This is a genomic window from Streptomyces sp. NPDC047971 (assembly GCF_040653355.1).
Lineage (GTDB): Bacteria > Actinomycetota > Actinomycetes > Streptomycetales > Streptomycetaceae > Streptomyces.
In genome coordinates, this window is sequence record NZ_JBEZNW010000002.1 from 151,242 (window position 1) to 172,681 (window position 21,440).

Sequence of the window (21,440 nt, forward strand, 5' to 3'; positions counted from 1 at the left end):
CGAGGATCAGCGGAAGGCCTGCTCGCCCGTGAGGGCCTTGCCGATGACCAGCGAGTGGACCTCGCTGGTGCCCTCGTAGGTGAGCACCGACTCCAGGTTGTTGGCGTGGCGCATCACCGGGTACTCCAGGGTGATGCCGTTCGCGCCCAGGATCGTGCGGCACTCGCGGGCGACGGCGATGGCCTCCCGTACGTTGTTCAGCTTGCCCACGCTGACCTGCTCGGGGGTGAGCGTCCCCGCGTCCTTGAGGCGCCCCAGGTGCAGCGCGAGCAGCATGCCCTTGCCGAGCTCCAGGGACATGTCCGCGAGCTTCGCCTGCGTCAGCTGGTAGGAGGAGAGGGGGCGTTCGAAGACGACGCGGTCGCCCGCGTACGAGATCGCCGCCTCCAGGCAGTCGCGGGCGGCGCCGAGGGCGCCGAAGACGATCCCGAAGCGGGCCTCGTTCAGACAGCCGAGCGGCCCGGACAGGCCCCGCGCCTGGGGCAGCATCGCCTCCGCGGGCAGCCGGACGTCCTCCAGGACCAGCTCGCTGGTCACGCTGGCCCGCAGCGACAGCTTCTGCTTGATCTCCGGAGCGCTGAAGCCAGGGGTGCCGGCGGGCACCAGGAAGCCGCGTACCCCTTCGTCCGTACGGGCCCAGACGACCGCGACATCGGCGACCGAGCCGTTCGTGATCCACATCTTGGTGCCGTTGAGCACCCAGTCCCCGCCGTCCCGCTTGGCGCGGGTGCGCATCGATCCGGGGTCCGACCCCGCGTCCGGCTCGGTGAGCCCGAAGCAGCCGATGTACTCGCCCGCCGCCATCCCGGGCAGCCACTGCTGCTTCTGCTCCTCGGAGCCGTACTTCCAGATCGCGTACATGGCGAGCGAGCCCTGGACGGAGACCAGGCTCCGCAGGCCGGAGTCCACGGCCTCCAGCTCCAGGCAGGCCAGACCGTAGGCGACGGCGTTGGTGCCCGCGCAGCCGTAGCCCTCCAGGTGCATGCCGAGCACACCGATGCCGCCCAGCTGTCGCGCGAGTTCGCGGGCGGGGATCGCGCCCCGCTCGAACCACTCGGCGACGTGCGGGCGCAGGTCGCGGTCCGCCATCGCGCGGACGGTCCGACGGATCTCCCGCTCCTCGTCGGTCAGCAGTCCGTCGATCGCGAACAGCTCGAAGGGGTGGACGGGGGACGACTTCGACGCGTTCGACGACTGCGGCGACGGCTTCACGGACGGCCTCCAGGCGGGTGCGGCTACTCGGCGTGCCGAAGCGTAGCCGGAGATCGGATTTTGGATCCAGTATTGAATATCTGATCTCCGATCCGTACGTTCCCCCTGGATCCGATCGCCGGAGGAGAGCCGCATGCACCAGGACCACCAGAGCACACCCCCCGTCGGCGCGCTGTCCGGGATCGTCGTCGCCGACTTCGGCCGGGTGCTGGCGGGTCCGTACATGACGATGCTCCTCGCCGACCTCGGCGCCGACGTCATCAAGATCGAGCGGCCGGGGTCCGGGGACGACACGCGCGCGTGGGGCCCTCCCTTCGCGAACGACGAGGCCACCTACTTCCTCGGGGTGAACCGGAACAAGCGCTCCGTCGCCCTCGACCTGACCGACCCCGCCGGCCGGGAGGCGGCGCGGGCGATCGTCGACCGCGCGGATGTCCTCGTCGAGAACTTCCGCCCCGGCACGATGGAGAAGCTCGGCCTCGGGTACGAGGAGGTGCGCGCCTCGAACCCCGGGCTCGTCTACTGCTCCGTGACCGGTTTCGGCGCGGCCGAGGGCGCCCGGCTGCCCGGCTACGACCTTCTCGTCCAGGCCATGGGCGGTCTGATGAGCATCACCGGCGAGCCCGGCGGGCAGGGCACGAAGGCCGGGGTGGCGCTCGTCGACGTGATCACCGGGCTCCACGCGGGCCTCGGTGTCCTGGCGGCCCTGCGCCATCGGGAACGCACCGGAGAGGGTCAGCGCGTCGAGGTCTCACTGCTCACCTCGCTGCTCTCCGCGCTCACCAACCAGTCGGCCGCCTACCTCGGCGCGGGAGTCGTCCCCCGGGCGATGGGAAACCGGCACCCCAGCATCGCCCCGTACGAGGTGTTCGAGGCGGCCGACCGGCCGCTCGTCCTCGCGGTGGGCAACGACCGCCAGTTCCGGGCGCTGTGCGCACGGCTCGGGCTCTCCGGTCTCGCCGACGACGCCCGGTTCGCCACCAACGCCGCGCGCGTCACCCACCGGGAGGAGCTGCGCGAGGCCCTGGCCGGTCCGCTCGCCGAGCGGTCCGCCGACGACTGGTTCGAGGGGCTCACGGCCGCCGGCGTGCCCTGCGGGCCGATCAACGATCTGGCCGCCGCCTTCGACCTGGCCGAGCGTCTCGGCCTCGAACCCCGCGTCCCCACCGAGGCCGCGGGCCCGGGGCAGGTCGTGAACCCGATCGCCTTCGGCGCGACCCCGCCCCGGTACCGCACCGCTCCCCCGCGGCTGGGCGAGCACACCCGGTCCCTCCTCGCCGAGCTGGGACTTCTCCCCCGCGAGCCGTAGGAAGATGTACGGATCGGCGCCGCGGGACCGCGCGCCGGTCAGGGAACAGCAGAAAGGTCACAGGCGATGAGCAGCGCGGTGCCGAAGCGACGGCCGCCGACCGCCCAGCAGTTCGTGCTCGAGGAGCTGCGGCGCGCCATCACCACCGGCGAGCTGCGGCCCGGCGACCAGATCCGCCAGGACGCGCTGGCCGCCCGCCTCGACGTCAGCCGGGTGCCGCTGCGCGAGGCCCTGAAGTCCCTGGAGGCCGAGGGTCTGGTCGTGCACCACGTCCACCGGGGCTACTTCGTGGCGGAGTTGTCCCTCGCCGACCTGGAGGAGGTCTACCGGATCCGGGAACTGCTGGAGACGGAGGCGGTGCGTCTGGCCGTCGTACGCGGCGGGGACGGGCTGGTGGCCGCGTTGGAGGGGATCCAGCGCGAGGTGGAACGGGCGGCCGGCGCCGGGGACGTGACGGCGATGGCGGCCGCCAACCGGCGCTTCCACTTCACCCTGATCGAGGCGTCCCGGATGCCGCGCCTGGTGCGGCTGATCTCCACGCTGTGGGACGCCACCGACGCCTACCGCTCGCTGTACTACACGGAGGAACCGAACCGGGAGCTGGCCGTGCGCGAGCACCGGGCGGTCATCTCGGCGGTGCGCCACGGTGACGAGAACGCGGCGGTGCGCGAACTGAGCGATCACCGGGCACACGCGGTCGCGGCGCTGAGAGAGGTCCTGGACCTGGCCTGAGGCGCCACCCCGGAGCCGCGCCGGAGATCCGCCCGCCGCGCATTCCCGTCCGTCCGGTGGCGCCGCTCGCCGCGGCCGGCCGCCGGGCGGAAATCCGGATGCCCGCTCCGCCCCACCCCCTCTAGCCTCGACCGCATGGATCACGGACGACTGCTGAACATCGTCGACGTCGAGGCGACCTGCTGGGAGGGGAAGCGGCCGCCCGGAGCGGTGAGCGAGATCATCGAGATCGGTCTCACCGTGGTCGACCTGGACGCCGGGGAGCGGGTCGGCCGGCACCGCGTGCTCGTCAAGCCCGCGCGCTCGACGGTCAGTTCGTTCTGCACGGAGCTGACCGGGCTGACGCAGGCGGAGGTGGACACCGGTCTGGACTTCGCCGCCGCCTGCCGGCTGCTGGCCGTCGAGCACGCCGCCGGGGCGCGCCCGTGGGCCAGTTGGGGCGACTACGACCGCAATCAGTTCACGCACCAGTGCCGGGTGACGGGTACGGAGTACCCCTTCGGGCACCGTCACACCAACGCCAAGGCCGTCTTCACCGAGGCGAACGGCCTGCCCAGACGCCCGGGCATGGCACGCGCGCTGGAGATCGCGGGGATCCCTCTCGAAGGCCGGCACCACCGGGGCGAGGACGACGCCTGGAACATCGCCGCGCTCGTTCTGCGCTTGAACGAGCGCGGCTCCTGGCCCGCGTAAATCGTTCAGAAGGTTGACAGGGTCATCACACGCTCACCATTCTGAGAGCGCTCTCAGCTCCCTGTTGCCCCCCACCCCTGAGGAGCATTCCCCATGCCTTCCCGCCATCGACGCAAGGCAGCGCTGCTCGCCCCGGTCACCGCCGCGGCCCTCGTCGGCACCGCCGTGATCCTCGCCGGGCCCTCCCCCACGGTCCAGGCCGCCGGCACCGGAGCCGCCGTCGCACCGGCCGCCGTCCCCGCCACGATCCCGCTCACCTTCACGAACAACTCGCGCCGCGGTGAGCAGGTCTACGTCTACAACCTCGGCACCGAACTCTCCACCGGCCGCCAGGGCTGGGCGGACGCGAACGGCACCTTCCACCCCTGGCCCGCCGGGGGCTCCGTCCCCGTCCCCGCGCCCGACGCGTCCATCGCCGGCCCGGCGAACGGCGCCTCCATGACGATCCGTCTGCCGAAGTTCTCCGGACGGATCTACTTCAGCTACGGCCAGAAGCTCGATTTCAGGCTCGCGACGGGCGGCCTCGTGCAGCCCGCCGTACAGAACCCCAGCGACCCCAACCGGAACATCCTCTTCAACTGGTCCGAGTACACGCTCAACGACTCCGGACTCTGGATCAACAGCACCCAGGTCGACATGGTCTCCGCCCCGTACGCCGTCGGCGTCAAACGGCCCGACGGGAGCGTCGCGACCACGGGTCGGCTCAAGGCCGGTGGATACAAGGGCTTCTTCGACTCTCTCAGGGCCCAGCCCGGCGGCTGGGCGGGGCTCGTCCAGACCCGGAGCGACGGGACCGTGCTGCGGGCCCTCGCCCCCGGCCACGGCATCGAGGCCGGCGCGCTCCCGGCCGGCGTCATGGACGACTACATCAATCGTGTCTGGACCAGGTACGCCGGCTCGACGCTGACCGTGACGCCCTTCGCGAACCAGCCGTCGGTGAAGTACTTCGGCCGGGTCTCCGGCAACGTCATGAACTTCACCAACAGCGCGGGGGCCGTCGTCACCTCCTTCGAGAAGCCCGACTCCGACAGCGTCTTCGGCTGCTACAAGCGGCTCGACGCCCCGAACGACCAGGTCCGCGGCCCCATCTCCCGTACCCTCTGCGCCGGATTCAACCGCTCCACCCTGCTCACCAACCCCAACCAGCCGGACACCTCGTCCGCCGGCTTCTACCAGGACGGCGTGACGAACCACTACTCGCGCAAGATCCACGCGCAGATGGCGGACGGCAAGGCCTATGGCTTCGCCTTCGACGACGTCGGCGCGCACGAGTCGCTGGTCCACGACGGCGACCCGCGGCAGGCGTACGTGACGCTCGACCCGTTCGACTGACCTCCCGCCGTCCCCCGGCTCCTGCTCCTTCTCCGGCTCCGCGTGAGGGATCATGGACGAAGGAGCGGAGAAGGGACGGAACCGACCATGCGGAACCGCAGTGTGGCCGACCTGATGACGCCGACCGCGGTGGCCGTGCAGCCGGGGACGTCGTTCAAGGAGATCGCGCGACTGCTCGACGAGTACGGCATCACGGCCGTGCCGGTGGTCGACGAGGACAACCGGCCCGTGGGCGTGGTGTCCGAGGCGGATCTCCTGCGCCGCCACACCGCCAAGGGCGGGCCGAGCACCGCGGGGGCCATGATGTCCAGCCCCGTGGTGGTGGCCCGCCCCTCCTGGACGGCGATCGAGGCGGCCCGGCTCATGGAGCGGCACCGGGTGAAGCGGCTGCCGGTGGTCGACGCGGGCGGCCGGCTCATCGGGGTGCTCAGCCGGAGCGATCTGCTCCAGCTGTTCCTGCGGCGCGACCGCTCCATCCAGGAGGAGATCCTGGAGGACGTGGTCATGCGCATCCTGGGGATCTCCCCCGCCGCGCTCCATATCGACGTCGACGAGGGCCGGGTGACGCTCAGCGGCACGCTGGAGCGCAGGAGCATGGCGCCGGTGTTCGTCCGGCTCTGCGAGAGCGTCGACGGCGTGGTCGAGGTCGTGGACCGGCTGACCTACGAGGACGACGAGCGGGACGTGACCGACGGCGACGCCCCGGCCAGGGCCGAGAGCGAGGTTCCGCCCCTTCCCTGACAGGGGAGCGGGCCCGTCGGCGGGGCGCCGACGGGCCCGTCCGGCGATCCCGTCAGGAGACCGCCTCGGGCCAGCCGTATCCGGGACCGGTGTGCTGGGGTACGGTCCCCGCGCCCACCGCCTCCATCTCGCGGTTGGCCTCTCGCATCAGCTGGCCTGCCAGGTCCTTCATGGCGCGGCTCGCGGCGAGCTCGTCGCCGATGGCCGGTACGTCCACGTCCGACGGGTTGCACCGTGCGCTGCCGTGGCCGGTGAGGGTCGACGTGCCCGTGTTCAGATGCGCCTCGGCCTTGGTCCTGCCGTCCTCTTCGACCAGTTCCAGGCCGACCGTCCACTCAAGGGTCCGTGTCATGGTCTGCCTCCTCGCACCGTCGGGACGCGTGGGACCGCGGTGCGTCCCTTCCTCCTCCCAGGATCCATCGCCGCGCGCGTGGGCGCGCGGCGACGGACTCCCGATCGCGTCAGCTCTTGACGCGGACGCGGTTCAGGGGCGCCGGGGAGATCGTCCTGTGGGCCCTGAGGTAGTCCACGAAGCTCTCGTGGTCGGGACCGTTGCGGACGGGGGCGGTGTAGCCGGCGAAGGCGCTGTAGCCGTCGGCTCCGATGACGGTGTACGCGAGCGCGGCCACCCGGTAGGTGCGGGCGGGGTCCAGCGGCCGGCCGTCGATCAGCACGTCGCGCGGGGACACGCGGTCACCGGCCGGGCGCGCCGGGTCGTACGCGTACGAGACGTTGCGGGACACGGCGAGCGGGGCGGCCTTCACCGTCCCGTCGGCCTGCTTCTGCCACTGCTGTTCGAGGATGGCCTCCAGCCGACGCCCCGTCACCCCGACGGTGAGGACCGGGTTGCCGTAGCCGTAGGCGCTCCAGGACTCGCCGAACAGGACCCGGCCGTCCGCGTCGCCGGGGAGGCTCCCCTTGGCGTACGGCAGATCGCCGCGTACGGCGTTGCTGCCCTTGGCGGGGCGGGCGGCGATCAGGGCGAGATCGGCCCGGCCCTCCCGGGTGCGATTGGCGTTCCAGAACTGCACGTCGGCGTAGAGGTCGGCCGCCGTGCTCTCCCCGGCGGCGTTCGGGGTGCGGGTGAAGGAGCCGGTCTGCCTGGCGAGCGGTTCGGCGGAGCGCCGGGCACCGCGTGCGGACCAGTAGTCGGCGATCTTCTGGACCTCGCGGTCCGGCGGCACGTCGCGGGTCACCGCGTGGTTGACGGACCGGGTGCGGTTGCGCAGCACCTCGCCCGTCCTCGGGTCGAGGGACAGGGTGATCTCGCTGATCAGCGCGCCGTGGTTGCCGGCCTCCACGACCGGGCGCGGCACGCCGGCCGGATCGGGGACCATGCAGTTGAAGCGGGAGTGCCAGTCTCCGGTGACGATCGCGTCGATCTCCGGTGTGACCCTCTTCGCCAGCTCGATCACCGGTCCGTAGGCGGAGTCGCACGCGTTGTAGCCGGAGGTCGTGGCGGACTGCGGCGAACCTCCCTCGTGCACGTTGAGGACGATGGCCTCGACCCCGCGTCGTTTGAGTTCCTCGGTGGAGCGCTGGATGGTCCGGGCCTGGTCGAGTGCGCGCAGCTGCGGCTGGTAGGACGTCGAGCCGGTGACGGCGGCTTCCACCGTGGTGCTGATGAAGCCGACCGGGACGCGCCTGCCGCCGGGAGCGGGGAACCACTCGACGCGGTAGGGATCCACGACCGGGCGGCCGGTCCGCGCGGAGACGATGTTGCCGGACTGGAAGTCGAAGTCGGCCCCGTGGAAGCGGCGTCCGGTGGAGTCCGTGAAGCAGCTGTCGACGTCGACCCTGCCGAAGCACCGGCCCTCTTCGATGTGCTCGACCAGGAAGTCGGGGGACACGTCGAGTTCGTGGTTGCCCACGGCCGAGAAGCGCAGGCCCAGCTTGTTCAGGACCTCGATCGTCGGCTCGTCCTGGAAGGCGTCCACTTCGAAGGGCCAGCCGGCGAAGCTGTCGCCGGTGGCGAAGAAGACGGAGTTGGGGTGCCCCGACCGCAAGCGCTTGAGGTGGGTCGCGAGGTAGGCGGCGCCGCCGACGGTGACCGAGGTGCCGCGGCCCGTGGGGATGGTTCCGCCCTGTGCGGCCGTGGGCGGCTGCAGGTAGCCGTGGAAGTCGGTGATGCTGAGGAGTTGGACGTCGACGGTGTCGTCTGCGGCGGCCGGGGAGACGGAGAGCGCACCGGTCAGAAGGGCGGTACCCGCGGCGATGACGCCGATTCGGCGAAGGACGTTTCTCAAGGCGATGACTCCTTCGGAGTGGGACGAGCAGACTCATCTCAGCTCCGTCTGATGTCATGGCCATGAACGTCGCCCTGCGATCCCAGGCATGGGGAATGACCGCTTCAGCGAGGCGCCGCCGCGTGCGCGGGCGAGGGGAACGCGGGGTGGCCGGAGGCCCAACCACCGTGGTATCAGACCCGAAATCGGGTCTCGTCGACGGCTGCCGGTGCGTCAGGGCGCGCGTGGGTGCGTGGTGCCGGCGGGGACGGGAGCGCCGACTCCAGCTCGTCGAGGGCGCGCCGGGCCGCGGCGATCCGCTCCCGCAGGCGTGCCCCGTCGGCGGCCCCGTCGGCCGCCTTGGGCTCGTCACGGGCGGCCTGGGCGGCCTCGTCCTTCTCCGTCACCGCCTTCTCGATCTCCCGCGCCTCCTCCAGCGAGTTGATGACGACCCCGATCAGCACGTTCACCAGGACGAAGGAGGCGATGAGGACGTACGAGACGTAGTAGAGGAAGCTCCAGCGGGAGATCTCCAGACCCGCGTGCACCGCGTCGCCGAGTCCGTCGAGGGTCATCAGCAGGAAGAGGGTGAGGACCGCCCGGCCGATGGATCCGAAGTGCTGGGGGTCGTGGTCGGCGAAGAAGACCCAGCCGACCATGGCGTACACATAGAGCAGCAGCGCGCCGACCAGCAGGAAGCTGACGGTACCGGGCAGGCTGCGGCCGACGGCGACCAGGACGATCCGCAGCTGGGGCAGGAACCGGGCCGCCCGCAGCACGCGGGCGAGCCGCAACAGGCGCAGGACCGTGGAGTTCTCGCGGGCGGCGGGGACGAACGCGGCGAGGACCACGACGAGGTCGAAGACGTTCCACGGGTCGCGGAAGAAGTCCCCCGGCCGGACGGCGTGCACACCGGCGCGCAGCAGCATCTCCGTCGCGAAGGCCGCCAGGAAGACGTGCTCGACGAGCTGGAGTTCCTCCTGGAACCGGGCGGTGACGCCCGCGTAGGTCTCCACCCCGAGGACGGCGGCGTTGCCGAGGATGAGGAGGAAGACCGCGGTGGCGAACCAGCGGGCCTCGGTGATCTCACGACACCGTTGCGCCACCCGGACCCGGTGGCTGCGGCCCGCCACGGCGGACTGATCGGACATCCCGACGCTCCTCGATTCGCTGAACCATGGTCATGAGTTCCAACGGCGAGGAGGCGTAACGGTTCTGGGTGCGCCGGTGGCGCCCCGAGGTTCCCGTCAGGGTGCGGTGAAGAGGCGGGGGAAGCGGGGGCCGAGCCAGGGCTTGCGACCCCAGCTGAGCGCCCGGCCGGTGGCGATGGCGCCCCAGGGGCCGGTGCGCCCGAGGCCGAGCAGCAGGAAGGCCACCGGCTCGGTGAGGATCGTGCAGTCCGGGCGGGCCGGCGGCTCGGCCGTGGCCAGGACCGCGTTGTCGGCGACGGTCACGCCGAAGCGGGCGCCGCCCCACAGGCGCACGGCGAAGCGGGCGGTGAGGCCGTCGACGGCGGCGGGATCGACGACCCGGGGCATGGCGGTGATCATGAAGGGGAGCGTCAGCTCGATCCGGGAGCGGTCGAGCATGTGGGGCCTGCCGAGGGCCAGCGCCAGGTCGTAGCCGTGCCCCAGCATGTGGGTGAGCAGGTACGAGCCGAGCACGGCGGGTCCCATCGGGCCGAGGGGCGTGTCGAGGACCTCCTCGGGAGCCCGTTCCTCGATCGCCGCGAGGAAGGCGTCCGCCTGGTCGGTGATCATCTCGGCGAGGGGCCGGGCCGCCCGTTCCCCGAAGGCCGCGAGAGCCACCTCGTTGGCCGCGGCGAGGCTCTGCGGGGTGCCGTCGCCGTGCGCGCGCCGGTGTCCCGCGGCGATCGCCGCCATCAGCTCGTTGGCCTGCGCCAGGTGGGCGGCGGCCTCTCCGACGGTCCAGGTGGACCGGGGCACGGGCCGTGCGGTGTCCGTGGCGTCGCGCAGCACGTCGGCGATGTCCGCGGCCGTTGCCCGTATCGCCTCGGCGAGCCCTCGGGGCAGCACGCCCCCCGACCGTTCGTCCCGCACTGTCACCATGCTCCGCCCCTCGGTTCAGGACTCCTTCGGCGCTTTGGCGCGCCGTTCGGCGACAAGGTACGCGATGCCCGGCAGCGTGAGCAGGGCGGTGCCCCAGAGAGGCATGGCGAGCAGCGTCGCGTTCCCGGCCAGCTTCTCCGTGAGGAAGAGGGCCGGGATTCCGACGCCGAGTCCCACGATCCAGCCCTTGCGGAAGCCGAGGGAGCCCCGGCGCAGTTCGAGGAGGACCGTGACGACGCCGATGCTCAGCCAGAAGGCCAGCCGCCCCGGCCCGACGTCCACGACGGTGGTCCAGTTGATGAGGTGCGTGTACAGCAGCAGGCTGCCGACGACGAACGGGATCAGCGCCGCCATCCTCAGCACACGCCGGTGCAGCGGCATCCTCGCCCGGGCCCAGGACGCGGCGAATGCCTTGACGTCACGGCCGACGACGTCCTGGGGCGTACGGCCGGCCGCGGCGGCATCCTCCAGGTGGGCGGTGAGTTCGGCGAGCATCTCGCGGACGGAGGCGTCGTCGATGCCCCGGTACTCCCAGTTGCTGCGGCAGACCGCAAGTACGCGTTCGTTCGTCATGGTGTCGTTCCCCCGGTGGGTGGTTCGGTCTCGGTCGTCACGGTCGGCGACGGCGTCCCGGTCGGTGCGGGCGGGCCGGTGACGATGCGGTCGGCCTGGAGGGCGAACTCCCGCCACACCGCCCTCCCGTGGTCCAGTTCGGCCCGGCCGGCATCGGACAGCCGGTAGTACTTGCGTGGGGCACCGCCGCTGGACGACGGGGCGCGGTACGACTCGACGAGCCCCGCACGCTCCATCCTGGCCAGCAGCGGGTAGATGCTGCCCTCGCTCACGAGCTCGAGCCCGCTCTCGGTGAGCGCCTCCACGAACTCGTAGCCGTATCGCGGCCGTTCGGCGATGAGGGAGAGCAGGCACAGATCGAGCACACCACGCAGGAGCTGACTGCGCCGTTGGTCACCGGTCGTCGGCAGCTCCTTTGTCATGCGGTGCATGATAGTCATGGACTACCTTGCGCCACAAGGCAATCAAGGGTCGGACTCAGTACTCGGCGGTGCCGAGCGCCACGGTCGCCCACAGGGCGACGGCGACGGGCACCACGACGGCCACGGCTCCCAGCACGGTTCCCGCCCGGGCGCGACGACGGGCGATGGCACCGGCACCGCCGCCGAGGCGCAGCACCCTGGCGCCGGCGACGATCGCGCAGATGCCGACGGGAACGATCAGGTACACCGGGACGTAGCGCACCATCGGAGGAATCGACTCGGGCAGCCAGGGGAAGCCGCCCAGGGCCACGGCGCCGAGGCCGAGGAGCAGCGACCCGGCGCCGGTCACCGGCGCCGGAACACGATGATCGGAACTCATGGCGGGGAGCCTACGCACCCCCCGTCCGGGGGCGCATGGGCTCGGCTACTCAGATCGTCACGCGATACCCAGGCGTCCGACCAGGCCGTTGTGGACGAGAGCCGTCCCGTCGGCGGGCCGGACCCCGGTCCAGGAGGCCCCGACGGCGAGCACCGCGGCCGCGCTGGCGACACCGAGGACGGCGCCCGCCGCCACGTCGCCGGGGTAGTGCACTCCGGTGTGCACCCGGGAGTAGCCGACGGCGCTCGCGAGCACACCGAGCGGTGCCGCCGCCACGGGCAGGACGACGCCGACGGCGGTGGCGAACGCGACGGCCGAGGCCGTGTGCCCGGAGGGGAACGAGGCGGAGGCCGGCATGGGGACGTGCCGGCCGACCGCCACCCGGGCCGCCTCCCGGTCGGGCCGGCTGCGGCGGATCACTCGCTTGCCGACCAGATTGGCCACGGCCGAGGCGACGGCGATCGCTCCGACGCCCGCCAGCGCCGCCCGCCGCGGGCGACCGGGGACGACCGCGAGGGCGGCGGCGACCGTGAAGGAGATCTTGGAGTGGTCCGCCGCCCTGGACAGCCGTCGCAGCCCGGCGTCGAGCGTGGGTGTGGGGGTCGCGGCCACCGCCGCGTACACGGCGCCGTCGACGACGCGCAGGTCGTGGAGCGCGGCGGCGACGCTCCGCCGCAGCTCCCGCGGCCCGCGCCGCCCGTGCGTCTCGACGGGGGCTCCCCTCGTCTCCTCCTCGTGCGCGGGGCTCACCGGGCACGCCCCAGGGCGAGTGCGGTGACCCAGCGCCAGTTCAGCGGTGAACTCGGTGCCTCGGTCCCGGGCCGTTGACGCGGGACGAGCACGCGCAGGGCTCGCGGCCGGACGGTGCAGACGACCGGGGTGGGCAGGGTCAGCGCCTCGCCGTCCACCGCGACGGGGATGGTGTCGGTTCCGGCCGTGACCTCCACGTGGCGCGCCGTCAGGAAGTTGAGCCCTTGGGAGCGCGACCCCCGTATGGCGAGATCGGCGGCGTGGACCGCGCCCTCCAGACGGAGCGCGAGCACACCGAGCCTCCCGCGGTCGAGCCGGGGCCGGAGCCCCGCGGCCATCGGGTCGGGAGTGGCATAGGGGTTGTTGGTGACCAGGATCGCCTGCTGCTCCGTGAGCCGCTTATCACCGGCGGTCGCGTCGAGGCGACGACCGCTCTCCTGGAGGAGCTCGGGCAGGAGGTTCAGGGCGGTCCCCGCCTTCGCGTCGCGGTACTCGGGGCGCTGCACGATGTCCGCGTACACCCCGAACGACACGGTGTTGACGAAGGGGCGGCCGCTGACGGAGCCCAGGTCGATCCGGAGTTCCTCGCCGTCGGTCAGGGCGTCCAGACACCGGGCCGGGTCCGTACGGTCGAGTCCGAGGTCCATGGCGAAGTGGTTGCGCGTGCCGGCGGAGATCACCAGGAAGGGCAGGTCGTGCTCGGCCGCCACGCCCGCGACCAGCGCCTGCGTGCCGTCACCGCCCGCGACCCCCAGCAGGTCGGCTCCGTCGGCGACGGCCTCGCGGGCCAGCGCCTCCACATCGGTCCCGCCCTCGGGGTCGAGGAGGTGCACCGTGGCGCCCAACTCCTCGGCGCGCTCCACCAGCCGGAACCGGCCGACCTTGCCGCCTCCCGACTTCGGGTTCATGATCAGGACGGGCTTGCGGGGCAGCGGCCGCGTCTTCCCGCGCATCACGTACGCCTTGCCGGTGGCGCGCATCGAGGCCCGCGCGCAGATCAGGGCCAGGCCGTAGAGCGCGAGGGCGATGAGCGCGTTGCCCCAGACGCCCTTCTCGACGTAGTGGATCAGTACGCCGACGGGGGCGCCGACCGCGAGCAGCACGCCGAGCAGCCGGAGCGGTCCGCGGCCGGCGACCAGCCACCACAGTCCCACGGCGGTCAGCACGAAGCCGGCGAGCCCGGTCAGAAGGACCACCGGCCCCGCCCGGCCGAGCGCCAGGAACAGCACGACGACCGCCGCCGTGAGCGCCAGCAGCGCACAGCGCGCCAGGAACCGGGCCGCACCCCTATGCCGTCCGGAACCACGCACCGACACCACCTCCTGAACCAGCCTCGCCCACGCGGCCCTCACCGGCTCCCTGAACGGCGCCGTTAGGGAGACGCTATCCGATCACCTGACACGGAAACATGAGAGCGGTCGGCCGACGATCTTCTTTGACGGGTCGTCAATCGGCCGACCGCTCGACCTTGCTCGTCGCCCGGTCGGCGGCACGGTGCGCGTCCCGTGCCGCGCGTCCGGCGTCCTTCACGGCCTTCGCGGCCTCGGCCGCCGCGTCCCTCGTGGCGCGCCTGTTCTCCTTCGCCTCCGTCAGCTGCCGCTCCAGCTCGGCGACGCGCTCGTCCGCCGTGGCGACCTCGGCCTCCGCCGCGCCGCGTTCCTCCTCGGCCGCGCTGAGCGCTTCGTCGCGGGCGCGGGCCTCCGCGACGGCGGCCTCGGCCTCCCGCCGCTCCCGCTCGCGCCGCTCGGCCTCCGCCCTGCTCGCGCGCTTCGCGCCGGACTTCGAGGGCTCGACGCCCGGGGGCGTCGAGGTCGTCGCGGGCCCTGCGGCCCCCGACCGGCGTCCTTTCGCCTCGGGAAGGACCTCGCCGAATCCGACCGGCGCCTCGGGTGCCTTGACGAGCCTGCCGGCCGCCCACCGCTCGGCGACGTCGGAGCCGGCGAGGACGGCGTGGAAGATCTGCTCGACGTCGTGGAGGACCGCGTCGCTCACCGGCTGTCCGGCCTCCCGCGCCCGTCCGGCCGCCTCGCGGGCCAGCGCGGCGACCACCTTGTGCCGCTGTCCGCTCGCGTCCCGCATCTTCGCGGGGTCGAGCGTGCGATGGGCCTCCCGCAGGGCCTCACCGAGCGCGAGCAGGCGATCGACGTCCCCCGGCCGTTCCCGTACGAAGAGGTTCGACACCCACGCCGCCGTCGTGGGGCGCCGGAGCCCCGACACCGCCTTCACGGCCTGCGCGTCCCCCGCCGCGCGTGCCTCGACGACGTACGCGTCGCGGGCGGCGGTGAAATCCTCGGGCCGCAGCCCGTACAACTCCTCGATGACCTGCTCGACGTCCACGCCTCCACTATCCGACCTCGGGCGCCGATCACCGCGCAGGACGTGCCCGGCCCCGGGGAACGGCGGAGGGCGCCACGGCAGGCCGCGTCGGTACGGGCACGCATGAGACGCCCGGACGTGGGCAACCGCGCGAGTGTCAAGGGCGCGCCCCCGGAACGGGGCATCGCCCCCCGTTCCCTCGGAGGTGACGTCATGGTCCCGCTCCTGCTGGTACTGCTGTTGATTCTCGTCCTGTTCGGAGCCGGTTTCGCCGCGGAGGTGCTCTGGTACATAGCCATCGCCGTGCTGGTGCTCTGGGTGCTGGGCTTCTTCATGCGCGCGGGCAGCTCGCGCTGGTATCGCTGGTGACGGACGGGAAGGGGCGGGCTCCGAGCGGAGCCGCGCCTCGTCGTCGGCGCACCGCGCCGTGACGAACGGGGCCGGGGCGAGAGCGCCCCGGCCCCGTCGGCCTGACGTTACGGCGCCATCTCGTACGTGCCCGAGAGGGCCTCGACGCGCTGCCACACCCGGCCCGAGCGGGCCTCGTCGACGACCGGGCGCCGTACCGCTCCCAGCGCCCAGAGCTGCTGCTGTTCGGTGGCGGAGTCCTTGCCGTGCAGCTCGACGGCGTGGGCGGAGAAGTCCCGGACGAGGACGGCGAAGAGTTCGTCGAGGACGTCCTCGTCGAGGCCCGTCAGGCGCGCCTGCTCCAGGACCAGCTGACCGTGGACGACGAGCGCGAACAGCTGGCCGACGGCGAGGAGCAGGTCGAGGTCGCGGCTCTGCTGCTCGTCGGGCGCGGCGGTGAGCACGAACTCGCACAGCGCGTCCGCCTGCTCGCGGAAGCGGGCCACGTTCGCCACACCGGCGTACGCGTCGTACGCGGCCCGCCAGTCGTGGAAGCGGACGGAACCCAGGCCGCGGGCCGGACCCTGCCGGAAGAGGAAGGTGTCGTCGGCGGCGTCCAGACGGGTCGGTACGGGCTCGTACGCGGCCGGGTCCAGCAGGTGGTTGCGCATGAACTTGAGGATGAGCGCCAGGTTGACGTGGACAGTGCCCTCCAGCTTCGGCAGGCCCCGGATCTCGACGGCCGCCTGGGCGAAGTAGTTGTCCTTCTCGAAGCCCTTGGCGGCGATGACGTCCCACATCAGGTCGATGACCTTCTCGCCCTCCGTGGTCACCTTCATCTTCGTCATCGGGTTGAAGAGGAGGTAGCGGCGGTCGTCGGGTCCCGCGGTGCGGAAGTAGTCGACGGCGCGGTCGCTGAACAGCTTCATGCCGACGAGACGGACGTACGCGTCGGTCAGCTCGCGGCGCACGTGCGGGAAGGCGGTGACGGGCCGGCCGTAGAGGATGCGGTTGTGGGCGTGGGTGACGGCCTCGTACATCGCGTGCTCGCAGATGCCGATGGAGGCGGTGCAGAGGTTGAACTTGCCGACGTTGACGGTGTTGAGGGCGGCGTCGAAGGCGGCGCGGCCGGTGTGCAGGACGTCCTCGGGGGCGACGGGGTAGTCCTCCAGGCGGAACTCGCTGACGTACTTCGAGGAGTCCACGACGTTCTTGACCAGGTGGTACGCCGGACGGCGGCTGTCGGCGGCGAAGAAGACGTAGCCGTCGGGGCCCTCGACGTCGGTGCGGCGGCCGAAGACGGACACGAGCCCTGCCGCGTTGCCGTTGCCGATGTAGTACTTGGATCCGGTGGCCCGGAAGCCGCCCTCGCCGTCGGGGGTGAGGAGCATGTCGGTGGAGTAGATGTCGGCGCCGTGGGACTTCTCGGAGAGGCCGAAGGCGAACACCTGCCCCTCGGAGAGGAGTTCGGCGGCACGGGCACGTGCGGTGGCGTTGTCGCTCTGCCAGACCGGGCCGAGGCCGAGGATGGTGACCTGCCAGGCGTACCAGTAGTCGAGCCCGTAGAAGCCGAGGATCTCGTTGAGGGCCGCGATGCGGGCGGTGTCCCAGCGCTTGTCGCCCTGTCCCTCGGCGGCGTCGGCGGAGGGCGTCAGGAAGGTCTCGAACAGCCCTTCCTTGGCGGAGAAGGCCAGGAAGTCCGCCAGCCAGGCCCGGGTGCGGTAGTCCTCGATCAGACGGCGCTTGCCGCGCTGCTCGAACCAGTCGACGGTGGCGCGCAGCAGTCGGCGGGTCTCGGGATCGAAGTGTGCCGGGTCGTAGGTGTGCGGGTTGAACAGCAGCGAGTCGGCCATGTGCTCCGTCTTTCGGTCCGATGGGGTGCGGTGGTCGTGGTGGCGCGGGTGGGCGTGGCGGGGTGGGGCGGTCAGCGCTCGGCGGCGAGCCGGTGGAGCGTGGCGAGGACGTCGTCGAGCCACGCGAGCGTCATCCGCTCGTACGCGATGCCGCCGCGCAGCACGACGTGCTGGAGCTCCCGGCCCGCGTCGAGGGCGCCGGAGGCCGCGGGGGCCCGTCCGTCCGGGAAGTCCCGTTCCTCGCCGGCGAGGTAGTGGGCGAGGCGCTCGGTGTGCGCGCGCCGGTGCCGTTCCACTTCGGGGATCAGCGCGGCCGGGTCGTCGAAGGCCGCGCCCCGGATCTTCACGGCGAGGTCGTGCCGGATGCTCTCGGGTTCGATGGGCTCGTGGAGCCAGCTGGACAGCACCGCCTGCCCGAGGTCCGCGACGGTGTACTCCTTCTTGTCCGGGCGGCCCTGCTGCGGAACGTCCCGGACGTCGACCCAGCCGTCGCTCTCCATCCGCTTGAGCACCCGGTAGATCTGCTGGTGGCTGGCGGTCCAGAAGTAGCCGATGGACCGCTCGAAGCGCCGGGCCAGCTCGTAGCCGGAACCGGGCTTCTCCAGCAGGGACACAAGAATCGCGTGTTCGATCGCCACACCCGGAATCTTTCTATGCAACTCGTTGCATAGGCAAGCGCGACCGCGCGGGTGAGACGCGGCTCACCCGCCCGGCACGGCACGGGACGCCTCGTGGCGGCTGCCGGCCGGCGCCGCGCACGGCGGGTCGTCCGGTCGACGCGGGTCAGCGGCGTTCGGTGGCCTTGTCGAGCTCCTCGTCGAGGGCCATGGCCGCGGTGATCAGCGAGAGATGGGTGAACGCCTGCGGGAAGTTGCCGAGTTGCTCACCCGTCGGGCCGATCTCCTCGGCGAAGAGCCCCACGTGGTTGGCGTAGGTCAGCATCTTGTCCATCGCGAAGCGGGCCTGTTCGAGGCGGCCCGCCCGGGCCAGGGCCTCGACGTACAGGAAGCTGCAGAGCGAGAAGGTGCCCTCGGCTCCCCGGAGGCCGTCGGGGGACGCCTCGGGGTTGTAGCGGTAGACCAGGCTGTCGGTGACGAGCTCGCGGTCCATGGCGTCCAGTGTCGACAGCCACGAGGACGCCCTCGGGGAGATGAATCCGACCACCGGCATGAGCAGCAGCGACGCGTCGAGCACCTCGCTGTCGTAGTGCTGGACGAACGCCTCGATCCGGGGGTTCCAGCCGCGATCCATCACCTGGACGAGGATCGCGTCGCGCTGCTCGGTCCAGCGGGCGAGGTCGGCGGGGCGGGCGTACTGGGTGGCGAGCCGAATGCCGCGGTCGAGGGCGACCCAGCACATCACCCGGCTGAACGTGAAGTGCTTGCGGCCGCCACGGGTCTCCCAGATCCCCTCGTCGGGACGGTCCCAGTTGTCGGCGAGCCAGTCCAGGAGCGCGGAGAACCCCTTCCACGCCTCCCAGCCCGCTACCTCGGCCAGGTCCGCGGAGTGGGTCATGGCGTAGGCGAACTCGCCGTAGATGTCGAGCTGCAGCTGGTCGACCGCTCCGTTCCCCGCCCGCACGGGAGCGGAGTCGCGGTAGCCGGACAGGTGCCCCAGGATCTCCTCGGACAGGTGGGGATCGCCGTCGATCCGGTACATGATCTGCATCGGCTCGCCCCCGGCGGGGCGCGGCGTGCGGAAGCGCGCGCCGAGCCAGAGCCGGAAGGCGTCGGCCTCCTCGAAGTAGCCGAGGTCGAGCAGCACGCGCATGGAGAGGGACGCGTCGCGGATCCAGGTGTAGCGGTAGTCCCAGTTCCGCTCGCCGCCGATCTGTTCCGGCAGGCCCATGGTGGCGGCGGCGACGGGCGCGCCGGTCGGGGCGTAGATGAGCAGTTTGAGGGTGATGGCCGAGCGGTTGACCATGTGCTGCCAGCGGCCCCGGTAGCGACAGCGGCTGATCCAGTCGTGCCAGAAGACGCGTGTCTCCTCCATGGCCGCTTCCATGGCCTGTTCCGTGACGGGCTCGGGGGCGGCTCCCGGGGCGGAGGTCTCCAGGAGGATCCCGGCCATCTGCCCCTGCCGGAGGGTGACCGTGGCGTGGACGTCCTGGCCGTCGGCCTCCAGGGGGACGGTGCTCCGCAGATGTACGTCGATGTCGGAGCCGTGGAAGGTGGCGACGTCGCCGTCGAGGGTGAGGGTGTGCCGGGCGCGTCCGTAGTCGAAGCGGGGCCGGCACTGTACGTCGAAGGTGAGGCTTCCGCGCACCACTCGCATCGCCCGCACGATGCGGTGCTGATGGGTGGGGACGTCGGGCCGGTCGTTCACCGGCATGAAGTCGACCACCTCGCCCACGCCCTCGGGGGTGAGGAACCGGGTGATGAGGATGGCCGTGTCGGGCAGGTAGAGCTGGCGGACGGTCACGTCGTCGGAGGTGGGGGCGATCGTGAAGTGGCCGCCGCGCTCCTGGTCGAGCAGGGAGGCGAAGATGCTCGGCGAGTCGAAGCGGGGCGCGCAGAACCAGTCGACCGCACCCTCGGCGGAGACCAGGGCCGCGCTCTGCAGGTCACCGATCAGTCCGTGTTCCGCGATCGGAGGGTAACCGGGCAAGAGGTCCTCGATTCTCCCGCGGCTCCGGGCCTTCGGCGTCACTGCTCGTGTCCACGGAACCCGCCGGTCGCCGCCCCGGCAATCGCGGAGGGCCGACCGGGCGAACGACACGGCCGCGGCTGTGGACGCGCACCGCCTTCCCGCCGATCCGACCAGTCGGTATGTTGCTCGCGACCGCCGAGCACCCCTGGAGGACGCCATGACCGATCCCGAGCCGGCCCGTTCGCCCGATCCCACCCCCGCACCCGCGCCCCAGGTCTCGGCCTCGGCCTCCGTCCTGGTCGAAGGGCACTGCGACCCGCGGTTCACCGCCGTACGGGACGCCTTCGAGGCCAACTTCCGCACGAGGGAGGAGCTCGGGGCCGCCGTGGCCGTCCAGGTGCGCGGCGAGACCGTGGTCGACCTGTGGGGCGGCTGGGCCGACGGAGCCCGTACGCGCCGCTGGGAGCACGACACCGTGGTCAACGTCTGGTCCACGACCAAGGGCGTCACCGCGCTCTGCGCGCACCTCCTGGCGGACCGCGGACTCCTCGACCTGGACGCGCCGGTCGCCTCCTACTGGCCCGAGTTCGCGGCGGCGGGCAAGGAGCGGATCCCCGTGCGCCATCTCCTCTCGCACCGCGCGGGGCTGTCCGGTCCGCGCGAGCCTCTCACGCTCGACGAGTTCTACGACTGGGAGACGACGACGGCCCGGCTCGCGGCGACGGAGCCGTGGTGGGAGCCCGGCACCCGCTCCGGCTACCACGCCATGACGTACGGCTTTCTGGTCGGCGAGGTGATCCGGCGCATCACGGGACGGCTGACCGGCGACTTCCTCCGCGAGGAGATCACCGGACCGCTCGGTGTCGACTTCACCATCGGCCTCCCCGAGAAGGAGGCGGCCCGGGCGGCCGAGCTCGTGCACCCGCGGACCTCCTCCGCGAGCGAACAGGCGGCGATCTTCGCCCAGTTGGAGCCCGCCGCGCAGGCCGCCCTGGCCAACCCGCTCGTCGGCGCCGCCCAGGCCAACAGCCCCGAGTGGCGTGCGGCCGAGCTGCCCGCGGCCAACGGCCACGGAACGGCCCGAGCCGTCGCCGAGCTGTACGGCGTCTTCGCCGGGCGCGGCCGGTCCGGCAAGCACCGGATCCTGTCCGCAGCGGCCGCCGAACGCGCCCGCGAGGGGCAGGGCTCCTGCCGGGACCTGGTTCTCGGCGCGGGATTCGCCCACGACACGGAGTGCGGTCTCGGGCTCTGGCTCAGCGGCGCCAACGGCTCCTACGGACCCAACCCCCGGGCCTTCGGCCACGACGGCTTCGGCGGCTCCTGCGGCCTCGCGGACCCGGAGGCGGGGGTCTCCCTGGGATACGTCATGAACCGTATGGGACCGAACATCGCCGACGACCCCCGCAAGATGGCGCTGGTCGAGGCGGTGTACGCGTCGCTCTAGGGTCGATACCGCCCCCTCGGGCCCTCGCCACGACGGGAACCGGACACCCGGCCGGCCCGGACGGAGGGGAACGATTACGGCATTGAGGGGCGTCCGCACCTGTACCACAGGCCCGCGGCCGCCCTCCCCTCCGCTTCGGCCGGGAACGCTCACCCTCGCGGACCGCCTGGCGGTCGCGGCCGGATCTGTGCGTCCGCTACCGCCGCGGCGAAGGGCGGGGGCAGGCCGGCGGCCGCGCCGACGGCACCGGCGCCCGCCGCCCGGGATCCAGGGCGCCGCCCTGGTTGAACTGGAGAAACGGTATCCCTCCCTCCGCTTTCCCCACGTCGCAGCTCACCAGCAACTCCACCCCCAATGAGCTCTCCTGAAAAGACGTCAGCAAATCGCCGCAAGCGTTTGCGCACCCCTCCCCCACCCACCCGCCGCGGCGATCCGTCGAGGCCCACGCGGCAC

At 72.1% G+C, this 21,440-nt stretch carries 21 protein-coding genes; 7 read left to right on the plus strand and 14 right to left on the minus strand.

All coding sequences use genetic code 11. The annotated features are described in order from the left end of the window. Positions 1–6: 6 nt before the first annotated feature. Positions 7–1,152, minus strand: a complete 1,146-nt coding sequence (locus tag AB0D99_RS03235; RefSeq protein ID WP_362356657.1) for an acyl-CoA dehydrogenase family protein — start codon at positions 1,150–1,152, stop codon at positions 7–9. A 193-nt stretch (positions 1,153–1,345) separates the two neighbouring features. Here AB0D99_RS03235 and AB0D99_RS03240 point away from each other — a divergent pair, with 193 nt between their 5' ends. The 5 genes from AB0D99_RS03240 (at position 1,346) to AB0D99_RS03260 (ending at position 6,019) form a co-directional block, all read left to right on the plus strand. Further along, positions 1,346–2,521, plus strand: a complete 1,176-nt coding sequence (locus tag AB0D99_RS03240; RefSeq protein ID WP_362356316.1) for a CoA transferase — start codon at positions 1,346–1,348, stop codon at positions 2,519–2,521. Positions 2,522–2,587: 66 nt separating this feature from the next. Next, entirely contained in the window at positions 2,588–3,253 is a 666-nt protein-coding gene (locus tag AB0D99_RS03245) for a GntR family transcriptional regulator (protein WP_362356318.1), read from the plus strand. Positions 3,254–3,388: 135 nt separating this feature from the next. Next, a complete protein-coding gene (locus AB0D99_RS03250) occupies positions 3,389–3,946 on the plus strand; it encodes a 3'-5' exonuclease (RefSeq protein WP_362356320.1) in 558 nt (185 codons plus the stop codon). Positions 3,947–4,039: 93 nt separating this feature from the next. Further along, on the plus strand, positions 4,040–5,278 hold the full coding sequence (locus AB0D99_RS03255; RefSeq protein WP_362356322.1) for a glycoside hydrolase family 64 protein: 1,239 nt from the start codon (positions 4,040–4,042) through the stop codon (positions 5,276–5,278). A gap of 87 nt (positions 5,279–5,365) precedes the next feature. After that, positions 5,366–6,019, plus strand: coding sequence for a CBS domain-containing protein (locus AB0D99_RS03260; RefSeq protein ID WP_362356324.1), 654 nt, complete (start codon positions 5,366–5,368; stop codon positions 6,017–6,019). Between the two features lie 52 nt (positions 6,020–6,071). Here AB0D99_RS03260 and AB0D99_RS03265 read toward each other — a convergent pair whose 3' ends face one another. The 10 genes from AB0D99_RS03265 to AB0D99_RS03310 form a co-directional block, all read right to left on the minus strand. Continuing rightward, the gene (locus AB0D99_RS03265; protein ID WP_362016706.1) at positions 6,072–6,371 is read right to left on the minus strand and encodes a DUF1876 domain-containing protein; all 300 of its coding nucleotides are present in this window, start codon (positions 6,369–6,371) and stop codon (positions 6,072–6,074) included. Between the two features lie 109 nt (positions 6,372–6,480). After that, positions 6,481–8,265 carry a bifunctional metallophosphatase/5'-nucleotidase gene (locus AB0D99_RS03270; RefSeq protein WP_362356326.1) on the minus strand — a complete coding sequence of 595 codons (1,785 nt, stop codon included), beginning with the start codon at positions 8,263–8,265 and terminating at the stop codon, positions 6,481–6,483. A gap of 173 nt (positions 8,266–8,438) precedes the next feature. After that, on the minus strand, positions 8,439–9,395 hold the full coding sequence (locus tag AB0D99_RS03275; protein WP_362356328.1) for an ion transporter: 957 nt from the start codon (positions 9,393–9,395) through the stop codon (positions 8,439–8,441). A 96-nt stretch (positions 9,396–9,491) separates the two neighbouring features. Beyond that, the gene (locus AB0D99_RS03280; RefSeq protein WP_362356330.1) at positions 9,492–10,313 is read right to left on the minus strand and encodes a maleylpyruvate isomerase family mycothiol-dependent enzyme; all 822 of its coding nucleotides are present in this window, start codon (positions 10,311–10,313) and stop codon (positions 9,492–9,494) included. 15 nt (positions 10,314–10,328) lie between these two features. Continuing rightward, entirely contained in the window at positions 10,329–10,886 is a 558-nt protein-coding gene (locus AB0D99_RS03285; protein ID WP_362356332.1) for a hypothetical protein, read from the minus strand. Beyond that, complete coding sequence (locus AB0D99_RS03290) at positions 10,883–11,308, minus strand: PadR family transcriptional regulator (protein WP_362356334.1); 426 nt, start codon at positions 11,306–11,308, stop codon at positions 10,883–10,885. The genes AB0D99_RS03285 and AB0D99_RS03290 overlap by 4 nt, the downstream gene beginning before the upstream one ends. Positions 11,309–11,363: 55 nt before the next feature. Then, a complete protein-coding gene (locus AB0D99_RS03295) occupies positions 11,364–11,687 on the minus strand; it encodes a hypothetical protein (RefSeq protein ID WP_362356336.1) in 324 nt (107 codons plus the stop codon). A 57-nt stretch (positions 11,688–11,744) separates the two neighbouring features. Further along, positions 11,745–12,365: a phosphatase PAP2 family protein gene (locus AB0D99_RS03300; protein ID WP_362356659.1), complete on the minus strand. Its 621-nt coding sequence runs from the start codon at positions 12,363–12,365 to the stop codon at positions 11,745–11,747. A 68-nt stretch (positions 12,366–12,433) separates the two neighbouring features. After that, positions 12,434–13,747, minus strand: a complete 1,314-nt coding sequence (locus tag AB0D99_RS03305; RefSeq protein WP_362356338.1) for a diacylglycerol kinase family protein — start codon at positions 13,745–13,747, stop codon at positions 12,434–12,436. A 136-nt stretch (positions 13,748–13,883) separates the two neighbouring features. Further along, positions 13,884–14,774 (minus strand): hypothetical protein, encoded by an 891-nt coding sequence (locus AB0D99_RS03310; protein ID WP_362356340.1) that lies wholly within the window; start codon positions 14,772–14,774, stop codon positions 13,884–13,886. Positions 14,775–14,966: 192 nt separating this feature from the next. On the opposite strand from AB0D99_RS03310, the gene AB0D99_RS03315 reads away from it, so the two are divergent. Then, positions 14,967–15,122 carry a hydrophobic protein gene (locus AB0D99_RS03315; protein WP_362356661.1) on the plus strand — a complete coding sequence of 52 codons (156 nt, stop codon included), beginning with the start codon at positions 14,967–14,969 and terminating at the stop codon, positions 15,120–15,122. A gap of 107 nt (positions 15,123–15,229) precedes the next feature. On the opposite strand, the gene AB0D99_RS03320 is transcribed toward AB0D99_RS03315, so the two are convergent. The 3 genes from AB0D99_RS03320 to AB0D99_RS03330 form a co-directional block, all read right to left on the minus strand. Beyond that, positions 15,230–16,954: an acyl-CoA dehydrogenase family protein gene (locus AB0D99_RS03320; protein ID WP_362356342.1), complete on the minus strand. Its 1,725-nt coding sequence runs from the start codon at positions 16,952–16,954 to the stop codon at positions 15,230–15,232. Positions 16,955–17,025: 71 nt separating this feature from the next. Further along, positions 17,026–17,592, minus strand: coding sequence for a PadR family transcriptional regulator (locus tag AB0D99_RS03325; RefSeq protein ID WP_362356344.1), 567 nt, complete (start codon positions 17,590–17,592; stop codon positions 17,026–17,028). Between the two features lie 145 nt (positions 17,593–17,737). After that, positions 17,738–19,561 carry a glycoside hydrolase family 15 protein gene (locus tag AB0D99_RS03330; protein WP_362356346.1) on the minus strand — a complete coding sequence of 608 codons (1,824 nt, stop codon included), beginning with the start codon at positions 19,559–19,561 and terminating at the stop codon, positions 17,738–17,740. A gap of 199 nt (positions 19,562–19,760) precedes the next feature. Between AB0D99_RS03330 and AB0D99_RS03335 the strand changes: the two genes are divergently transcribed. Then, on the plus strand, positions 19,761–20,987 hold the full coding sequence (locus AB0D99_RS03335; protein ID WP_362356348.1) for a serine hydrolase domain-containing protein: 1,227 nt from the start codon (positions 19,761–19,763) through the stop codon (positions 20,985–20,987). Positions 20,988–21,440 lie beyond the last annotated feature (453 nt).

What these genes read in the sequence shown, in the direction of transcription:
- AB0D99_RS03280 (WP_362356330.1), bottom strand. Translation starts at nt 10,313, where the DNA reads ATGGTGACAGTGCGGGACGAACGGTCGGGGGGCGTGCTGCCCCGAGGG.
- AB0D99_RS03275 (WP_362356328.1), bottom strand. Translation starts at nt 9,395, where the DNA reads ATGTCCGATCAGTCCGCCGTGGCGGGCCGCAGCCACCGGGTCCGGGTG.
- AB0D99_RS03260 (WP_362356324.1), top strand. Translation starts at nt 5,366, where the DNA reads ATGCGGAACCGCAGTGTGGCCGACCTGATGACGCCGACCGCGGTGGCC.
- AB0D99_RS03315 (WP_362356661.1), top strand. Translation starts at nt 14,967, where the DNA reads ATGGTCCCGCTCCTGCTGGTACTGCTGTTGATTCTCGTCCTGTTCGGA.
- AB0D99_RS03320 (WP_362356342.1), bottom strand. Translation starts at nt 16,954, where the DNA reads ATGGCCGACTCGCTGCTGTTCAACCCGCACACCTACGACCCGGCACAC.
- AB0D99_RS03240 (WP_362356316.1), top strand. Translation starts at nt 1,346, where the DNA reads ATGCACCAGGACCACCAGAGCACACCCCCCGTCGGCGCGCTGTCCGGG.
- AB0D99_RS03245 (WP_362356318.1), top strand. Translation starts at nt 2,588, where the DNA reads ATGAGCAGCGCGGTGCCGAAGCGACGGCCGCCGACCGCCCAGCAGTTC.
- AB0D99_RS03335 (WP_362356348.1), top strand. Translation starts at nt 19,761, where the DNA reads ATGACCGATCCCGAGCCGGCCCGTTCGCCCGATCCCACCCCCGCACCC.
- AB0D99_RS03265 (WP_362016706.1), bottom strand. Translation starts at nt 6,371, where the DNA reads ATGACACGGACCCTTGAGTGGACGGTCGGCCTGGAACTGGTCGAAGAG.
- AB0D99_RS03285 (WP_362356332.1), bottom strand. Translation starts at nt 10,886, where the DNA reads ATGACGAACGAACGCGTACTTGCGGTCTGCCGCAGCAACTGGGAGTAC.
- AB0D99_RS03295 (WP_362356336.1), bottom strand. Translation starts at nt 11,687, where the DNA reads ATGAGTTCCGATCATCGTGTTCCGGCGCCGGTGACCGGCGCCGGGTCG.
- AB0D99_RS03290 (WP_362356334.1), bottom strand. Translation starts at nt 11,308, where the DNA reads ATGACAAAGGAGCTGCCGACGACCGGTGACCAACGGCGCAGTCAGCTC.
- AB0D99_RS03255 (WP_362356322.1), top strand. Translation starts at nt 4,040, where the DNA reads ATGCCTTCCCGCCATCGACGCAAGGCAGCGCTGCTCGCCCCGGTCACC.
- AB0D99_RS03250 (WP_362356320.1), top strand. Translation starts at nt 3,389, where the DNA reads ATGGATCACGGACGACTGCTGAACATCGTCGACGTCGAGGCGACCTGC.